At 30.2% G+C, this 17,040-nt stretch carries 19 protein-coding genes, 1 tRNA gene, 1 rRNA gene and 1 riboswitch; of the genes, 16 read left to right on the top strand and 5 right to left on the bottom strand.

What is annotated here, in order from left to right; translation table 11 throughout:
• Positions 1 to 47: 47 nt before the first annotated feature.
• From rrf to DP68_RS11470, 6 genes are all read left to right on the top strand, one after another.
• Positions 48 to 164: ribosomal RNA gene (rrf, locus tag DP68_RS11445) — 5S ribosomal RNA — on the top strand.
• A gap of 8 nt (positions 165 to 172) precedes the next feature.
• Positions 173 to 247: transfer RNA gene (locus DP68_RS11450), tRNA-Asn, on the top strand.
• A 182-nt stretch (positions 248 to 429) separates the two neighbouring features.
• Complete coding sequence (locus DP68_RS11455; protein ID WP_035309622.1) at positions 430 to 1,506, top strand: DUF4097 family beta strand repeat-containing protein; 1,077 nt, start codon at positions 430 to 432, stop codon at positions 1,504 to 1,506.
• 1 nt (position 1,507) lies between these two features.
• Positions 1,508 to 2,038 carry an RNA polymerase sigma factor gene (locus tag DP68_RS11460; protein WP_035309624.1) on the top strand — a complete coding sequence of 177 codons (531 nt, stop codon included), beginning with the start codon at positions 1,508 to 1,510 and terminating at the stop codon, positions 2,036 to 2,038.
• Positions 2,031 to 2,345, top strand: a complete 315-nt coding sequence (locus DP68_RS11465; protein ID WP_035309627.1) for a hypothetical protein — start codon at positions 2,031 to 2,033, stop codon at positions 2,343 to 2,345. Before DP68_RS11460 ends, DP68_RS11465 begins: the two co-directional genes overlap by 8 nt.
• The gene (locus DP68_RS11470) at positions 2,342 to 2,845 is read left to right on the top strand and encodes a hypothetical protein (RefSeq protein ID WP_035309629.1); all 504 of its coding nucleotides are present in this window, start codon (positions 2,342 to 2,344) and stop codon (positions 2,843 to 2,845) included. Before DP68_RS11465 ends, DP68_RS11470 begins: the two co-directional genes overlap by 4 nt.
• On the opposite strand, the gene DP68_RS11475 is transcribed toward DP68_RS11470, so the two are convergent.
• Positions 2,842 to 3,696, bottom strand: coding sequence for a ComEC/Rec2 family competence protein (locus DP68_RS11475; protein WP_035309631.1), 855 nt, complete (start codon positions 3,694 to 3,696; stop codon positions 2,842 to 2,844). The two genes, DP68_RS11470 and DP68_RS11475, sit on opposite strands and share 4 nt — an antisense overlap.
• Positions 3,697 to 3,877: 181 nt before the next feature.
• Between DP68_RS11475 and DP68_RS11480 the strand changes: the two genes are divergently transcribed.
• Positions 3,878 to 4,606, top strand: coding sequence for a lysophospholipid acyltransferase family protein (locus DP68_RS11480; RefSeq protein WP_035309632.1), 729 nt, complete (start codon positions 3,878 to 3,880; stop codon positions 4,604 to 4,606).
• On the opposite strand, the gene DP68_RS11485 is transcribed toward DP68_RS11480, so the two are convergent.
• Entirely contained in the window at positions 4,599 to 4,913 is a 315-nt protein-coding gene (locus DP68_RS11485) for a hypothetical protein (RefSeq protein WP_035309634.1), read from the bottom strand. The genes DP68_RS11480 and DP68_RS11485 overlap by 8 nt on opposite strands.
• Positions 4,914 to 4,983: 70 nt before the next feature.
• On the opposite strand from DP68_RS11485, the gene DP68_RS11490 reads away from it, so the two are divergent.
• The 7 genes from DP68_RS11490 (at position 4,984) to argH (ending at position 11,770) form a co-directional block, all read left to right on the top strand.
• Positions 4,984 to 5,430, top strand: a complete 447-nt coding sequence (locus DP68_RS11490; RefSeq protein WP_035309636.1) for a hypothetical protein — start codon at positions 4,984 to 4,986, stop codon at positions 5,428 to 5,430.
• A gap of 345 nt (positions 5,431 to 5,775) precedes the next feature.
• A complete protein-coding gene (locus DP68_RS11495; protein WP_035309638.1) occupies positions 5,776 to 6,597 on the top strand; it encodes an ABC transporter substrate-binding protein in 822 nt (273 codons plus the stop codon).
• 180 nt (positions 6,598 to 6,777) lie between these two features.
• Complete coding sequence (locus DP68_RS11500; RefSeq protein WP_035309640.1) at positions 6,778 to 7,575, top strand: ABC transporter substrate-binding protein; 798 nt, start codon at positions 6,778 to 6,780, stop codon at positions 7,573 to 7,575.
• A gap of 28 nt (positions 7,576 to 7,603) precedes the next feature.
• Positions 7,604 to 8,251, top strand: coding sequence for an amino acid ABC transporter permease (locus DP68_RS11505; protein ID WP_035309642.1), 648 nt, complete (start codon positions 7,604 to 7,606; stop codon positions 8,249 to 8,251).
• 15 nt (positions 8,252 to 8,266) lie between these two features.
• Complete coding sequence (locus DP68_RS11510) at positions 8,267 to 8,998, top strand: amino acid ABC transporter ATP-binding protein (RefSeq protein ID WP_035309644.1); 732 nt, start codon at positions 8,267 to 8,269, stop codon at positions 8,996 to 8,998.
• A gap of 85 nt (positions 8,999 to 9,083) precedes the next feature.
• Entirely contained in the window at positions 9,084 to 10,286 is a 1,203-nt protein-coding gene (locus DP68_RS11515; protein WP_035309646.1) for an argininosuccinate synthase, read from the top strand.
• A gap of 164 nt (positions 10,287 to 10,450) precedes the next feature.
• Positions 10,451 to 11,770, top strand: a complete 1,320-nt coding sequence (gene argH / locus DP68_RS11520) for an argininosuccinate lyase (protein ID WP_035309647.1) — start codon at positions 10,451 to 10,453, stop codon at positions 11,768 to 11,770.
• Positions 11,771 to 11,901: 131 nt separating this feature from the next.
• Here the strand turns inward: argH and DP68_RS18965 are convergent, their stop codons facing one another.
• Both DP68_RS18965 and DP68_RS11530 read right to left on the bottom strand, forming a co-directional pair.
• Positions 11,902 to 12,582 (bottom strand): ferritin-like domain-containing protein, encoded by a 681-nt coding sequence (locus tag DP68_RS18965; RefSeq protein WP_291548813.1) that lies wholly within the window; start codon positions 12,580 to 12,582, stop codon positions 11,902 to 11,904.
• 138 nt (positions 12,583 to 12,720) lie between these two features.
• On the bottom strand, positions 12,721 to 13,944 hold the full coding sequence (locus tag DP68_RS11530; RefSeq protein WP_291548794.1) for an MFS transporter: 1,224 nt from the start codon (positions 13,942 to 13,944) through the stop codon (positions 12,721 to 12,723).
• A 172-nt stretch (positions 13,945 to 14,116) separates the two neighbouring features.
• Positions 14,117 to 14,291: riboswitch (Lysine riboswitch) on the top strand.
• 150 nt (positions 14,292 to 14,441) lie between these two features.
• Here DP68_RS11530 and DP68_RS11535 point away from each other — a divergent pair.
• On the top strand, positions 14,442 to 16,190 hold the full coding sequence (locus tag DP68_RS11535; RefSeq protein WP_035309648.1) for a Na+/H+ antiporter NhaC family protein: 1,749 nt from the start codon (positions 14,442 to 14,444) through the stop codon (positions 16,188 to 16,190).
• 54 nt (positions 16,191 to 16,244) lie between these two features.
• On the opposite strand, the gene DP68_RS11540 is transcribed toward DP68_RS11535, so the two are convergent.
• On the bottom strand, positions 16,245 to 16,451 hold the full coding sequence (locus DP68_RS11540; RefSeq protein ID WP_035309650.1) for a DUF378 domain-containing protein: 207 nt from the start codon (positions 16,449 to 16,451) through the stop codon (positions 16,245 to 16,247).
• A gap of 205 nt (positions 16,452 to 16,656) precedes the next feature.
• Between DP68_RS11540 and DP68_RS11545 the strand changes: the two genes are divergently transcribed.
• Positions 16,657 to 17,007: a hypothetical protein gene (locus tag DP68_RS11545; protein WP_035309654.1), complete on the top strand. Its 351-nt coding sequence runs from the start codon at positions 16,657 to 16,659 to the stop codon at positions 17,005 to 17,007.
• Positions 17,008 to 17,040: the final 33 nt, after the last annotated feature.

Genomic DNA, 17,040 nt, shown 5'->3' on the forward strand with positions numbered 1-17,040 from the left:
TAATAGTACTCTGTGCAATTTTGAAAGAACATAGTTCTTTCTATATATCTGGTGATTATGGCTTGAAGGTAACACCCGTACCCATTCCGAACACGAAGGTTAAGCTTCAAAGCGCCAATGGTACTGCCGGGGAGGCCCGGTGGGAGAGTAGGTCGTTGCCAGATAAATTTGTTCCGTGGTAGCTCAATGGCAGAGCATTCGGCTGTTAACCGAAGGGTTGGAGGTTCGAGCCCTCTCCACGGAGCCATTTTTATTTTTTGAATAAATAAGTGCATAAAATATTAAAGACTTCCTTAATGGGAAGTCTTTATTTTTTATGATTAAAAAAATAATTTTTAAGTTATGTTTTTTTATAAAAGGTTTGTGGGATATATATATTATAATACGTCTATATTAATAAGAAGATAATTTTTGAAAGGTGGTAAAGATATGAAAAGAGTAGGAACTATCACTTCTGCTCTAGGCTTTATATTTCTTGGAGTATGGCTTCTTGTCAGAAATGTAAATTTAAGTTTAGCAGATCAATTGATTAAGTGGTGGCCAATTTTAATAATATTATTTGGCTTAGAAATAATATTTTTATTTAATAACAAGAAGGAAGGAGAAAGAATAGGATTTAACTTTTCAATGATTCCTTTAATTATAGCATTTATATTTGCTAGTTTGTATGTAAACATATTAAAGCCAATAGGAAAAGAATTTAATATACTTGAAAATGGTCTTAATATTTCAGAAAATATATTTGATTTAGGAAACGGTAAAAATATTAAGGTAGATAAAACCTTAGATAAGTTAGGAAATAAAATAGAATTTATTACAGATAATAGTGACTTGAAAATAAGAAAGTCTACTGATGATAAAATAAAACTTGATATATATGTTCATATAAATAATCGAAGTAATATAAATAACTATGATATAAAAGAACAAAAGGTTTCTGATGGCTATAAGATAAATATAAATGAAAGCTATGTAAAAGGGGTAAGTGGCATTATATATATTCCAGATGGGTATAATATAAAATTCCAAAATGATAACATGAAATTAAATACAGAAGATGAACTTATAAATAGTGAACTTTATATAAGTGGAGATAATGGAATCTTTAATTTTAAAGGTCTTAAGTTATTAAAGATGGATATAGATAATTTTAATATAAATGGTAGTAATATAAAATATTCTATGATTAATGGAAACAATGGTAATGTAAGCATTAATGGAGATAGGGTAGAAGAGAGTATTATAGAAATGGATAATGGTAAAGTAAATATAGAAAATAAGTTTTGCAAAAATATAAAAGTGATACTTGAAAGAGGAACAGTGAATGTAAAAACTATAGACCATAATATTCAGGCAAACTTAAATTTAAACAAGGGAAAGGTAAATCTTAATGGTGGAGGAAGAGTTAATTCAAGTATAGTGACCACATTAGGCGATGGAACAGGAAAGGTGGATATAAAGGTGGATGCAGGGACTATAAATGTATCTACTAGTCAGGAGTGGTAGAGTGAAGGAAGATGAGATTGTTAAAGCTCTTAAAGAAAATAATGAAGAAAGTTTTATAGAGGTTGTTGAACTTTATAAAAATAAGATAGTATCTCTATGTTATAGCTACACTCAAGACTATGGAGAAGCAGAAGATATATCTCAAGAAGTTTTTATAAGCATATATAAAGGAATAAAAAACTTTAGAGAAGAAGCTTCATTATCCACATATATATATAAGATTACTGTATCAAGATGTTTAGATTACAAAAGAAGAAAAAATATAAAAGGATTTTTGACCGGGCTATTTCAAATAAATAAAGAAATAGAAAATACATTTGATAAGGATGATAAAAATGCAGTAAGAGAAGCAGTATCCAATCTTCCAGAAGATTTAAGGATTTGTATAGTGCTTTATTATTTTATAGGGCTTACTCAAAAGGAAGTAAGCAATATTTTAGATATATCTCCTAAAAATGTAGAAGGACGGATATACAGGGCAAAGAAAAGGCTGAAGGCCTATTTAAAAGAAGGAGGATTTGAGTTTGAGTAATGAGGAAAAGAATTTTGAAGAAATAATAAAGAATTCTTTTAATGAAGTAAAAGTTTCAAAGGATTATACAGAAAGACTTTTAAATAAGCTTTATGCAGAGCCTTCATCAAGCATTCATTTAAGAAAAAATATATCATCAGGATTAAGTTTTATATTTGCAGGTATTCTTATGCTTGTAATATACAACACGGATATAATGTCAGAAATTTTAGATATACAGCTTCAACTTAAGTTGAAGACAAATATAATACAATCTAACTATAAAGAAAGTTTTATAAAAGATAATTTTGGGGAGGATATAAAATGAGAAGGAGTAGTTTTCTAACATTTTTGGCAGCTCTAATACCTGGAGTAGGATATATGTATTTAGGACTTATGAAGAAGGGTCTAGAAGCATTAGCTATATATTTACTTATTGAACCAGTATTTGGGATAATAGGGCTAGGGATTGCAGGAATATTGAAAATAATATTTTGGTTTTATACATTTATAGATACTTTTAATTTAGCAAATAGGATTGATCAAGGAGAAATTATTATGGATTCAAGCTTTATAATGGATAAATTTATAAACAATAATGGAACAATGACTAATAATTTTCAAGCAAGTAGTAAGAAGTTATGGAATGTTATAGGTATACTTTTTATAATTATAGGTATAATGGCCATACTTGATAAAACATTAGTAGGACTCGATGTATATTATTATGTTAAATCAGTTATGAATAAGTTCTTAGTGCCTATAATACTAATATTGTTTGGAGTATATATCCTTTTTAAAGGAAATAAGCAAAACTTTAAGCATTAATATAACTTTGATATAGTTTTACCATTTGTAGAAAGTACAACAGTCCCATCTATATCTGTTCTATAGATTTTAACATTAAGGTTTATAAGCTTTTTTAATATATCTTTAGAAGGATGATTGAACATGTTGTGTTTCCCACAGCTTATTATAGCAATTCTAGGAGAAACCTCTTTTAAAAATAGTTCCGATGTTGAAGTATTACTGCCATGGTGGCCAACCTTTAGCACAGTAGATTTCACATCGGTTTTTTGATTTAAAATATCTAACTCACTTTCAAGTTCTGCGTCTCCCATAAATAAAAATGATATACCTCCATAACAGACTTTAAGTACGGCAGAATAATTATTTAAATTATCATAAGTGCTTCTTATAGGAGAAAGCATTTCACAATGTACTTCATTTCCTAAATCAAAATTCACTCCATTTTTAGCTATTTTTATTTTTAAATTTTTAATCCTTAGGTAATTTACCATGTCTTTAAAGGAACTTTCTTCACTTAGAGCTTTAGGAGCGTAGAAATTTTCTATTTTAAAATCTTTTATAATATATTTCATACTTCCTATATGATCATCATGAGGATGAGTAGCTAATACATAATCAAATTTCTTTATATTATTTTTTTTAAGATACTTTATTAAGTTATCACTTGACTCTAAGGTGCCTGAATCTATAAGCATATGATGATTATTAAAGGATAGAAGTATAGAATCACCCTGACCAACATCTATAAAGTGCACTTTTAGTATATTGTTTTTAACATTATTGTAGGTATTTATACTTGTACTGCAAGAAGTTAAGAGCAAAATAATTACTAACAGTATAACTAGATTGTATTTTTTGTAACATTTCATTTATAGAGCTCCTTATCATGGAATCTAAAGTATTTGTATTGCCTCACATTATTAATGATTATAACCAATAGAAGAAATATAATACTTTGTGTTATAATATAAAGTGAAACTTAAATTATATGGAACTACTAAGGTGGGTAGTCATGTGATAATTGCAATATTTACAGAGGAGTGAAATTACATGAAAAATTTATGGCTATATCTTCAATTTGGAGTATACATGGCAAGGTTATTATTCAAAAAGAATAGTTTTAAAAAAATAAAGAAGGAAAAGGGAGAGAAAGCAGCAGAGGAATTAGTATATAACTATGCTGTTAACTGGGCAAAATTCATAATTGATAAAGTAGGTATGAAAGTAAATATAAAAGGAATAGAAAACTTACCGGAAGGTAGTTGTTTATATGTAGGTAATCATCAAAGTCTTTTAGATATTCCATTAATACTTTCAGGGATAAAAAGGCCTATGGGATTCATCGCAAAAAAGGAGATGGAGAAACATACCATCATAAGCGATTGGATGAAGGAAATTCATTGTGTATTTATGGATAGAAGTAATGTAAGAGAGTCAATAAAGTCTATAAATGAAGGAATAGAAAACTTGAAGAACGGATACTCTATGGTTATATTCCCTGAAGGAACTAGAAGCAAGGGACCTTCATTAGGGGAATTTAAAAAAGGCAGTATGAAACTTGGAATAAAGGCAGAAGTTCCAATCGTACCAATAGCTATAGATGGAACTTATAAATGTATGGAAGGCAACCCTAAAAATAAAATAAAAAGTGCAGAGGTAAATTTAATAATAAACAGGCCTATAGATCCAAGCACTTTATCACGTGAAGAACAAAGCAATTTATCAGAAAAAATTAAAGAAATAATTGAAGAAAGCTTAGATAAAAGTAAGCCTATTTAGAAAAAAACATTTCTTGAAGAACTTCTATATCATTTTTAAGATTTTCATTTTTGAATTTATATTCTTTAATTTGTAGTATAAGTTTATTATCAGTTTCCTTTAAGGAATTTAGCTCTGATAATAAACTTTTTTCCATAGTTTGTTTTTCTGCAATTAATGAATTGTAGCTAGCATTTATTAGTTCGCTTTTGTTTTTGAAAATGTTTACCTTATTCCCTATTTTTGTTAAATATTCTCCTGTTAAATATTGAACTTTTTCAAAAGAATTATAAATAACGTCTATAAATATATCTAATCTTTTTTTCATTACAAATACCTCATTTCATGTTCATATATATATTTTATAGGAAAAATTATTATATACCAAGGGGAAAGTTATGAATGGGAACAAATTAATAGAACATTTACGTAAAAAGAAAGAGAAATCAATTTTAAATAGTGAAAAAAATATAGAAAAGTATTTAAAGTCTATAAATGATTTGAAAGCTGATATATTAAAGAAAGAAACTGAGATAAATAAGCTTCAAAAAGAAAATAAAGAATTAGATAAAAAGTATTTTGTAATAAAAGAAGTTGTCTTAAAAAATGGTTTAATATTTTCTATAGTAAATAAAAATTATAATGTAAAAGAGTGGGATAATCTTTATATAAAAACAAGGGAAGAATTTTTAGTTGTAACATTAAAGGATGGTACTGAAATCAAAACTATAGAAAGTTTTAAGAGTAAGTCTTTAAAAAGTTTTTTAGAGGGGCATCCATATAGCATAGTAGTAACTAGAATTGAAAGCAATTTAATTAAAGCAAAATTATATTTTATCAGGTAATAGGCTAATATTAAAGTTATAAACATATCTAATGATTAATTTAATATAAAAAATTATTAAACTCTCTATAGAAACTATTTTATATAGAGAGTTTTTATTTATGCATGTATGTATAAATATTCATAAGTTATCTGAAAAGTTTGAAAAAGATACAAAAGATTAAATCTAGGGCTTGTAAACGTAAAATTAAATGTCCTCACTGGGAATAAAGGAATATAGGGTAAATAAATAAATTATTTTATGAAAAAAATATTTAAAAATTTTTTAAAAAGCTATTGCATAAATATAAATATAAATGTATAATCTTTATCATAAGAGGGCAATACAGATAAGGAGTTGGGGGCAATGAAAACTAAGAAAATTATAAGTCTTTTATGTACTATCATTCTTGCAGGTGGTGTGCTTGCAGCATGCCAAAAAACTCAAAGTACTCAAGGGGCAAAGAGTACTGAAAACTTAAATTCATTAGAAAGAGTTCAAAAGGCTGGAGTACTTACTATGGGACTTAATGACACATATCCACCAATGGAATTTAGAGATGAAAGTCAAAAGTTAGTTGGTTTTGATATTGATTTAGGTCAAGAAATAGGAAAGAAGCTAGGAGTGCAAGTAGAGGTTAAAACAAATGATTGGAAAGGAATAATACTTTCATTAAAATCTAAAAAGTTTGATATGATTCTCTCTTGTATGACTATAACAGATGCGAGAAAGCAGGAAATAAGCTTCTCAGAGCCATATATAGTAGGTGGACAGAGAATAGTAGTTAAAAAGGGAAATACTAGCATAAAAACTGCTGAAGACTTAAAAGGTAAGACAATAGGAGTTCAATTAGGAACTACTGGAGAAATGGCAGCAAATAAAATAGAAGGTATAAAAGATCTTAAAAAATATGATGGAGTAACAGAGGCTTTTAATGACTTGACTGTAGGAAGAATAGATGCTGTAATTGCAGATGGTCAGGTAGGCGGTTTTTACTTAAAGAAAAAGGGAGACGAACTAGTTATACTTGATGCTAAGCTCTCTCAGGAACCTGTAGGAATAGGTTTTAGAAAAGAGGATACTCATCTTAGAGATGCAGTACAAAAGGCATTAGATGAGTTAAAGGCAGATGGAACAATGTCTAAGTTATCAGAAAAATGGTTTGGATTTGATATATATAAAAATTAGCAGACCCCTTTTATAATAATTATATAAGTTATCCCTGTGTTTCCAATGCACAGGGATAGCTACTGTAAAAAACTTTGTTAATAATGACTGTTTATTAAACAATTAATATTAACAAAGTTTTAAATATGTTGTAATATTAGAAATAGTACATAAAATAAAAATAAAAAAGGAGAGAATAAAATGAAAGCTAGAAAGATATTATCATTAGTTTTAAGTATGGTAGTGGCGGGAGCAATATTTGCTGGATGCGGGAAAACTGAAGAAAAGAAAGCAGCAAATGCATTGGAATCTGTAAAGACACAGAAAAAACTTAGAATAGGACTTGAGGACACATATCCACCACTAGAGTTTAGGGATAGTAAAAATGAATTAGTTGGATTTGATATTGATTTATCAAAAGAAATAGCAAAGAAATTGGGCGTTGAAGCAGATTTCATTTTAACTGAATTTGGCGGACTTACAATGGCACTTAATGCAGGAAAATTTGATGTTGGAATTTCAGCTATAAGTATTACAGAAAAAAGAGCAAAGGAAGTTGACTTTTCAGAGCCATATGTTAAAGGTGGTCAGGTGATTGTAGTTAAAAAGGGTACTACAGATATAAAAAGTGTTAATGATTTAAAGGGTAAGGTTGTAGGCACTCAGCTTGGAACAACTGGCGAAGAAGCTGCAAAAAAAGTTGAGGGAATTAAAGAAATAAAAACTTATGATAAAGCAACTCAACCATTCCACGATCTTGAAATAGGAAGACTTAGTGCAGTAGTTGTAGATGAGTTTGTTGGAAGATATTATTTATCAAAAGAAAAAGATAAATTTGAAGTAGCTGTTGTACTAGATCAAGAGCCAATTGGAATTGCATTTAAAAAGGGTGAAAAAGAATTACAAGAGGCAGTTCAAAAGGCTGTAAATGAACTTAAGGCAGATGGAACAATGTCTAAGTTATCAGAGAAGTGGTTTGGAGAAGATATATATAAATAAATAACATTTTATTAGGGGGTCTAAAACATTGGAAATTAATTTATTAAAGGAGATATTTCCTATACTTATTAAGGCTACAGGTATAACTATAGAATTGACGGTTATATCAGTAGTATTGGGTACACTAATAGGTATAATTGTAGCATTATTGAAACTAACTAAAAATCCATTTATAAATGTCATAGCTTCATTTTATACATGGATTATAAGAGGAACTCCAATGCTATTACAATTGTTCTTCTTTTACTATGGATTACCATTTGTAGGAATTGAGCTAGAGCCGATGAGTGCAGCGATAATTGGATTAAGCTTAAACTCAGGTGCATATATGGCAGAAATAATAAGAGGTGGTATAATTTCAGTAGATAAAGGGCAATTTGAAGCATGTAAGGCATTAGGATTTACTTATTCTCAAACCATGATAAGAGTAATTTTACCTCAGACTATAAGAGTATTATTACCACCAGTAGGAAATGAATTTATAACAATGCTTAAGGATACTTCTTTGGTTTCAACTATAGCAATGGTTGAACTTATGAGATCTGCACAACAGATTTATTCTTCAAACTTTAGACCAATGGAGCCATTCTTCATTGCAGCATGTATATATTTAGGATTAACTACTGTATTTACAGGGATATTCTCAGTTTGGGAAAAGAAATTATCAAGATATTAATAGGAGGGCTCTTATATGTACATGATTGAAGCTAAAAATGTAACAAAAAGATTTGGTGATTTAACTGTATTTGAAAATTTAAGTGTAAATGTATCAAAAGGAGAAGTGCTTGTTATAATAGGACCTTCAGGTTCAGGGAAAAGTACCTTCTTAAGATGCTTAAATCACTTGGAAACAATAAATGAAGGTAAAATAATAATTGAAGACGAAGAGCTAAAAGAAAATGATAAGGCTCTTATAAGAAGAATAACTACAAAAATGGGAATGGTTTTTCAAAACTTTAATCTTTTCCCACATATGACAGCTATTCAAAATGTAATGGAAGCACCTATTACAGTAAAAAAGGAAGACAAAAAGGTTATAGAAGAAAGAGCCAAAAAACTTTTAACAAAGGTTGGGCTTGCAGATAAGATGGATTATTATCCATCAAAATTATCCGGTGGACAAAAACAAAGGGTTGCTATAGCAAGAGCACTTGCTATGGAACCAGATATAATGCTATTTGATGAACCTACATCAGCACTTGACCCAGAACTTGTTGGAGAAGTTTTAAATGTTATGAAAGAACTTGCGTCAGAAGGTATGACTATGGTAGTTGTAACGCATGAAATGGGCTTTGCAAAGGATGTAGCGGATAGAGTAATATTTATGGATGGTGGAAAAATCGTAGAAGAGGGAACACCAGAAGAAATGTTTACAAATCCGGCAGAAGATAGAACGCGTGAATTTTTAAAGAAAGTAATATAATTGGGGCAAAGTAACAATTTTATAGTTATTAATTCTGTTAAGTTTCGAATTTTAAATATTAATAAATAAATCGGGGGGCTTTTAAATGAATAAGGAAAAAGTTGTTTTAGCATATTCAGGAGGATTAGATACTTCAATAATAATTCCATGGCTTCAAGAAAATTATGACTTAGAAGTTATAGCAGTATGTATAAACGTAGGTCAAGATGATAATATGGAAGACGTTGAAGCTAAGGCTTTAAGAACAGGAGCAATAAAGGCTTATATTGAAGATGCGAAGGAAGAATTTGTTTCAGACTATGTGTTTAAAGCATTAAAAGCAGGGGCTGTATATGAAGATGATTATTTACTTGGAACTTCATTTGCAAGACCTTTAATGGCAAAAAAATTAGTAGAAATTGCTCATAAAGAAGGTGCTAAATATATATGTCATGGATGTACTGGTAAAGGTAATGACCAGGTTAGATTTGAAGTTGCAATTGCATCCTTCGATCCATCCATAGAAATTATAGCACCTTGGAGAATATGGGATATAGCATCTAGAGAAGATGCTATAGATTATGCTACAGCTCATAATGTAGAAGTACCTGTAACTAAGGCAAAAATATATTCTGTAGATAAAAATATATGGCATACAAGTCATGAAGGTGGAGATTTAGAAGACCCAGCAAATGAACATAAGTCAGAAATGTATGATATGATTACTCCAGCTGAAAAGGCAAAAGATGAACCTACTTATGTTGAAATATCTTTTGAAAAAGGTATACCTGTGAAAGTAAATGGAGAAACTGTATCTCCTGTAGAAATTGTGACTATGTTAAACAAGATTGGTGGAGAAAACGGAGTAGGAGTAGTAGATATTTTAGAAAATAGACTTGTAGGAATGAAATCAAGAGGTATATACGAAACTCCTGCTGGAACTATACTTTACAAGGCACATAAGGAACTTGAAAGACTTACTTTAGATAAAGAAACATATCACTATAAGCAATTAGTTTCTCAAAAGTATGCAGAACTTGTTTATAATGGATTATGGTTTACTACATTAAAAGAATCTTTAGATGCTTTTGTAGATACTACTCAGGAACATGTTACAGGAGATGTAAAATTAAAACTTTACAAGGGTAATGTAACAAATGCTGGAGTAACTTCTCCTTATGCATTATATGATATGAATATATCTTCCTTTGGGGCTAGCGATTTATACAGCCACAAAGATGCAGGTGGATTTATAAGATTATTTGGATTACCATATAGAATAAAAGCACTTAAGAACAGTAACAAGTAATAAGCGTTGATAATAGTCATTAGTCACTAATTGCTAGGGAATGGTAAGAATGCTTTTAGCTACTAGAGACTGAAATGTATTAGTATGTATAAAATTAGGAAGTTTGCATTGCAAGCTTCCTTTATTCTATAAAAATTACTGTAAAAGATGAAGGGAGTAAAAATATGAAGCTTTGGGGCGGAAGATTTGAAACGGAAGAAAGTAAACTTATGGAGGACTTTAATAGCTCACTAAGTTTTGATAAAAGATTATATAAAGAGGATATAACAGGAAGTATAGCACATGTAAAAATGCTTGCTAAGTGTGATATATTGACAGAAGAAGAAAGAGATAAAATTATAGAGGGGCTTAATTCAATACTTGTAGATATTGAAGAAGGTAAGCTTATAATAGAAGGCGACTATGAAGATATACATAGCTTTGTAGAAATGAATTTAACAAAGCGCATAGGAGAATTTGGGAAAAAGCTTCATACAGCAAGAAGTAGAAATGACCAGGTAGCGGTAGATTTAAGACTTTATAGCATAAAAAAGAGTAAGGAAGTAATAAAGTATATAGAATCTCTTCAACAAACTATTTTAAGAGTGGGTCAGGAAAATGAAGTTATAATGCCTGGATATACTCATCTTCAAAGAGCACAAGTAGTAACATTTAAATATCACATAATGACATATTACCAAATGCTTTCAAGGGATAAGAAAAGAATAGAAAATGCAATAGAAATAATGAACGAAAGCCCACTTGGATGCTGTGCATTAGCAGGAACAACTTATAGCACAGATAGAGAATTTACTGCAAAGGAATTAGGATTTAGTAAACCAGTTGATAACTTTATGGATGGAGTAAGTGACAGGGATTTTGTAGTAGAACTTACCGGTGCTTTTTCTATAATAATGATGCATTTAAGTAGATTAAGTGAAGAACTTATACTTTGGAGCAGTAAAGAATTTAACTTTATACAAATTAGTGATGAATTTTCCACAGGAAGTTCTATCATGCCTCAAAAGAAAAATCCTGATGCAGCAGAACTTATAAGAGGTAAAACTGGAAGAGTATACGGAAGCTTAGTTAGAATTTTAACTACAATGAAAGGAATTCCTCTTGCTTATAATAAAGATATGCAAGAAGATAAAGAAGGATTTTTTGATGCATTAGATACTGTACTTGCGTGCGTAAAAGTAATGGATGGAATGCTTGGAAGTTTAAAAGTTAAGAAAGAAAATACCGTAAAGGCTGTTAAAGCTGGGTTCTTAAATGCTACAGAAGCAGCAGATTACTTAGTAGGTAAGGGAATGGCATTTAGAGATGCTCATAAAGTAATAGGTGAAATAGTTCTTTACTGTGAAAAAGAAAATAGGGCTATAGAAGAGCTAACTCTTGATCAACTTAAAGGATTTAGCGAACTCTTTATAGAAGATGTTTATGATTTCATAGATTATGAAAATACATTAAAAAGAGGAACTAAAATGGAAATAATAAAATAGCTGTAATAATGTCGTTTAATAAACTTTCATGCATGATAATATTGAGAAGTTAATTAATCGCTAATCCCGGATTGCTATTGTTAAACTATTAAAGTTAATTAGTGATCGGGATTAGCGATTCTTTTTAAATTCTACCCTTTTGCACCTTTTAAATCTACAGGCTGAACTTCTGTAGTTTCAGGTGATACTCCCATATCTATAGGAGTAATAATCTTTCCGGCCTTACCCATGGTGTCATTTTGGGCTTCCTGCGTAGGAGCTTCGGCGACAGGGGCAGTTTCTGCAGGTTTAGTTTTAGTTTGAGTCTTTGTTTGTGGTGCAGGTTGTGTTTCAACAGCAGGAGACACAGCTGTAGGCTCGCAAACACATTCTTTATTTAACGTAAAAATATAATTATATTTTATGGCATGTTTTATTTCATCAGTAATTATTTCAAATAGCATATCTCTAAAGGTTCCAAGTGGAAGACATTTTTTAATATCTCTATATCTTTCTACGGCACTTAATTCTCCAAATAAAGCAACTCTAATACCATCTATATAGGATGCAGGTCTTTGAAAGGTTTTATCTTCAGAAGCTGTTATATCCTTATTAGTAAAGTATTTGTAAATTGCCCTAAACATTTTATTATGTTTAATTTCATCATTTCGTATACTTGTAATTATCATCTTTTCCTCATCTGTGGGAGCTGTACTTATAAGATAATTGTAAAATAACTCATCATTTTTCTCTCCTTGTACAGATTCCTTTATAATTTCTAAACATCTTTGAAGTGCAGGATTATCTAATGCAGGTTTTTTCTTAGAATCCATATCGTACAAAATGGTTTCCTCCTAAATAAATTAACTACAATATTATTTTATGCATTAGTCAAAAAACTGTACCAACCTATGGAAATAAGGAGGAAAATTTTAAGAGGTTATAAATAGATCACAAGCACTCAAAAGTAATTATATTATTTTTATTTTCAAAGATAAGAATAAATTAATAAGTGAAATAAAAGCTGCAACGATGAAAACATATTTATATCCCATAGCTGTCCATAACAATCCTCCTAGAAAGGGAATGGTCATAGCTATAACGTGATCAAAACTTGTTCCCGCAGATAAGGTAGGGGTTACATCATCAGGATCAACAGCTATCTTCTTTATATAAGTTGACCTGGCCATTTCTACAACACTTAGAGAGTTATCAATTACATAGCAGGCTGCAATAACAACAACTGCAATTCCTGTTGGAGCTACATCAGCAGCAAAGGAATAGCCAAGGCATATTACTATAAGAACTACTGCCTCTAAAGAGAGAACAAAGCGTTCACCTTTTATATCAATTGCATTTCCCACAATTGTTCTAGTAAGAATACTAACCATTGAAATTATTAATCCGAGTATTGCGAAAGTGGGTGGATCAAGGTGGTATACCTGAATAAGCACCCAAGGGGCAAAGGTCAAAAAGATCTGTTTTCTTGCCCCATTTACAAAGCTAAGGATATAGTATAAAGTATATTTTCTTCTAAACACAAATTTCACCTTTTTAACTGCAGGCTTTTTAGAAGTCATAAGTCCTAAAAATATAGCTGCAAAAATATAAAAAAAAGCGGCAATTATAAATGCAATTTTATAAGTAAGTCCAAGATATTTAAAGCCAAACCATACTATTGCATATCCTATAATTGTAGCAAATAAATTATAGGCACTATATCTGCCAAGTCTAGTGCCATAGCTTTCTTTTTCAGAAAGATTCATTCCAATACCTGCAGATAAAGGTAGAAAAATATGAGTTCCTAAACTTAATATCATCATCCATATAAGCATTGTTCCAAAAGTAGGAGAAAGTATACCTAATCCTACCATTCCTAATGATGCAAAGACCATGCCTACTATGGACATCCTTACGTCTCCAAGAAAGGATAGTACTCCTAAAACTACTACAATGAGTGCTCCAGGAAGTTCTCGTGGGAATTCTACTATACCTCTAGCTGAAGCTGATAAATTATATGAATCGCTTAAAAAGTTATTAAATACTGTAGAATTTATGCCACTAGCAATTCCAGTCAATATACCAACAATAAGAAATAATGAAAAATCCCTATCAGTTTTAAAGTTTATAAATATGTTATTAAGTCTATATAGGAGTTTTTTGTTATAGTTTTTAATTTCAACTTTCGAATCCATAAAATAATTCCTCCTCCATTTTTTGGGCATATTATTAAGTATATAATATGTAGAAATACAAATCAATTTCTAAAAGAGTAGTATATAAGGATATATTTACTAAGCTGAAATACTCAATTAGTATTGCATAATAATAAGGTGAATGCTATAATTTAATAAAAGTGAATATATGACGGACGATAGAGGTGCGATATTTAAGAGTATCTGTGTGGATATAAGCAATGGGAAACATAGTGAAAGGAAATATTGCCGAAGCGTATAGCTAAAGCTTTAAGGCTATATAGCTGGTTTTATTCATAATATGAGTAAAACTGTCACAAAGTAATTTGTGGAGAGCTATCATTCAAAGAGCATGCACTTTTAGTATTTAAGTGTATCGATGTCCTTGAGTGAAAAGTTTCAAGGGCTTTTTTGTTATGATGGACTCTCCTCCCAGAGTATTCACCTATTAATTAAATCTGAGGTTTAATTAATAAAAAATGAGGAGGAGAAAGATTATGAAAAAGAAAACTTTAATTTCAACACTTACCCTTTTATTTCTATTCGTATTAACTACTACAGTATTTGCAGCTGAACCAGATCCAGCACAAATTAATGCGGATAAATTTGGAATACTTACAATATTACCACCATTAGTTGCAATTATACTTGCCTTTGTTACTAAAAACGTAGTACTTTCCTTAACACTTGGAGTTCTTTCAGGAACATTCTTAATAAAGCTTTCAGGACATAGTATAGGATATGCAATATTTTATGGATTTCTAGATCTTATAAACAAAGTTAGGGATTCCTTAGCAGATCCGTGGAATGCAGGAATAATTTTACAATGTATGTCTATAGGTGGACTTATAGCAATAGTTTCAAAAATGGGTGGAGCAAAAGCAGTAGCAGAATCTCTTGCCAAAAAAGCAAAGACCCCAGTAAGTGCACAGATTATAACTTGGCTTTTAGGTATATTTGTGTTTTTTGATGACTATGCAAATTCACTTATAGTTGGACCTATAATGAGACCAGTTACAGATAAAATGAAAATTTCAAGAGAAAAACTTTCATTTATAGTAGATGCTACAGCAGCACCAATTGCAGGTATTGCTTTAATATCTACATGGATAGGATATGAAGTAAGTTTAATAAAGGATGGATATTCTCAAATAGGACAAAGTGTAAATGCATATGGAGTATTTTTAGAAACAATTCCATATAGATTTTATAATATATTAATACTAATATTTATAGTAGTAACAGCAGTTACTTTAAGAGAATTTGGACCAATGCTTAAAGCGGAAAGAAGAGCAAGATATGAAGGTAAATTATTATCAGATACAGCAAAACCTATGGTATCTTCAGAAGCTACAGGACTTGAGCCAAGAGAAGGAATTAAATTAAGTATTTGGAATGCCATAATTCCTATAGGCGTACTTTTAATAGGAGCCTTTGGAGGGTTTTATTTAGATGGATACAATACAATAATGGGTGGAGAAGATGAGGCTGTAAAAGCTATAGTAGCTTCAGCACCAGCATCTTTTGCAGCTATAAGAGAAACATTTAGTGCATCTGATGCCAGCATTGTTTTATTCCAAGCAGGAGTGCTTGCAAGTATCGTTGCTATGGCAATGGGGATATCAAAGAAGATATTTACATTAGGCGAAGCTATTGATACTTGGGTAGAAGGAATGAAATCATTAGTTATAACAGGAGTAATACTTTTACTTGCATGGTCTTTAAGTGGAGTTATAAAGGAACTTGGAACAGCTAAATTCCTAGTTGCTATATTATCAGACACATTACCAAAGTTCTTACTTCCAACTATAATATTTATAATGGGATCTATAATATCTTTTGCAACTGGAACTTCTTATGGAACCATGGGAATACTTATGCCACTTACAATACCATTAGCAAATGGTATTGCACCAGGGGACGCTCAATATATCATATTGAGTACCAGTGCAGTTTTAACAGGAGCTATATTTGGAGATCATTGTTCACCAATATCTGATACAACAATATTATCTTCTATGGGTTCAGCTTGTGATCATCTTGATCATGTTAGAACACAAATGTGGTATTCTTTATCAATTGGAGTAATAACAATAGTTTTTGGATATATTCCAGCAGGGTTTGGACTTCCAATAGTTGTAGTACTTCCATTAGGTTTAGTAGCAACTATACTTACGGTTTATATACTTGGAAAGCCGATTGAAAATAAAGAAGTAGAAAAAGCGTTCAAGAAAAGAGCAGTATAAGAAATGTAATAAATTTAAAAGTGCATTTTCAAAATTTGAAAATGCACTTTTGCTTTATCTAGGTTCTCTTTCATTATTTCTTCCAAAGAAAGATATTGCATATAATCCTGCTATGCCAACAAGAGAGTAAATTACTCTACTGAATGTGGTCATACTCCCGAATAATGCTGAAACTAGATTAAAGTCAAAGAAACCTATTAATCCCCAATTTATAGCTCCTATTACTACTAATATAAGTGCAATAACATCTAATCCCCTCATAATTACATCTCCTTTATAAGTAATTTTATCACATCTATATCTTTTCCAAATTCACTAACTTTATACTAAAGATTTTACTATTAATATTTAAAGTATAGCAGCATATAGTTAAGTATAATAACTTTTTAAAATTATTGTTGATATATTTGAAAAAATATACAATAATATATATAATAGTTGATTTAATATGAGAGGGGGTCATCAGATGTCAGGTAATTTAGGATATATATTAAGACTTGTGCTTTTTTCCTTTGTAGTAATTGTAATATATAATGTTTTAAAAATTTATGTACTACAAAAATTTAAGCCAAATAAGTGGTTAATATTTGGCTTAGCCATAGCAGCGTTAACAGGTCCATCTATCATAAGACCTGGTTTCAATACTACTATATGGGGATTAATTCCTTCAGGTATATTTGTAATATTATTTTTATGGTTTTTTGATTTATTTAATGAAGAAAGATATACAAGTAAAGGTCAAAAAAATAATATAAAGATAAAGCCTAAAGCAAAACCTAATAGGATAAAGGATAAGGAAAATAAAGATAACAAGTAGATAAAAATAGAGAAAAATGCAGTAAATAGCATT

The sequence above is a fragment of the Clostridium sp. HMP27 genome, assembly GCF_000765165.1.
Taxonomy (GTDB): Bacteria; Bacillota; Clostridia; order Clostridiales; family Clostridiaceae; genus Clostridium_AK.

Coding starts and splice junctions, on each gene's coding strand:
- DP68_RS11470 (WP_035309629.1), top strand. CDS start 2,342: ATGAGAAGGAGTAGTTTTCTAACATTTTTGGCAGCTCTAATACCTGGA.
- DP68_RS11540 (WP_035309650.1), bottom strand. CDS start 16,451: ATGAGGGGATTAGATGTTATTGCACTTATATTAGTAGTAATAGGAGCT.
- DP68_RS11495 (WP_035309638.1), top strand. CDS start 5,776: ATGAAAACTAAGAAAATTATAAGTCTTTTATGTACTATCATTCTTGCA.
- DP68_RS11455 (WP_035309622.1), top strand. CDS start 430: ATGAAAAGAGTAGGAACTATCACTTCTGCTCTAGGCTTTATATTTCTT.
- DP68_RS11515 (WP_035309646.1), top strand. CDS start 9,084: ATGAATAAGGAAAAAGTTGTTTTAGCATATTCAGGAGGATTAGATACT.
- DP68_RS18965 (WP_291548813.1), bottom strand. CDS start 12,582: ATGGATTCTAAGAAAAAACCTGCATTAGATAATCCTGCACTTCAAAGA.
- DP68_RS11480 (WP_035309632.1), top strand. CDS start 3,878: ATGAAAAATTTATGGCTATATCTTCAATTTGGAGTATACATGGCAAGG.
- DP68_RS11510 (WP_035309644.1), top strand. CDS start 8,267: ATGTACATGATTGAAGCTAAAAATGTAACAAAAAGATTTGGTGATTTA.
- DP68_RS11545 (WP_035309654.1), top strand. CDS start 16,657: ATGTCAGGTAATTTAGGATATATATTAAGACTTGTGCTTTTTTCCTTT.
- DP68_RS11475 (WP_035309631.1), bottom strand. CDS start 3,696: ATGAAATGTTACAAAAAATACAATCTAGTTATACTGTTAGTAATTATT.
- DP68_RS11500 (WP_035309640.1), top strand. CDS start 6,778: ATGAAAGCTAGAAAGATATTATCATTAGTTTTAAGTATGGTAGTGGCG.
- argH (WP_035309647.1), top strand. CDS start 10,451: ATGAAGCTTTGGGGCGGAAGATTTGAAACGGAAGAAAGTAAACTTATG.
- DP68_RS11530 (WP_291548794.1), bottom strand. CDS start 13,944: ATGGATTCGAAAGTTGAAATTAAAAACTATAACAAAAAACTCCTATAT.
- DP68_RS11485 (WP_035309634.1), bottom strand. CDS start 4,913: ATGAAAAAAAGATTAGATATATTTATAGACGTTATTTATAATTCTTTT.
- DP68_RS11535 (WP_035309648.1), top strand. CDS start 14,442: ATGAAAAAGAAAACTTTAATTTCAACACTTACCCTTTTATTTCTATTC.
- DP68_RS11490 (WP_035309636.1), top strand. CDS start 4,984: ATGAATGGGAACAAATTAATAGAACATTTACGTAAAAAGAAAGAGAAA.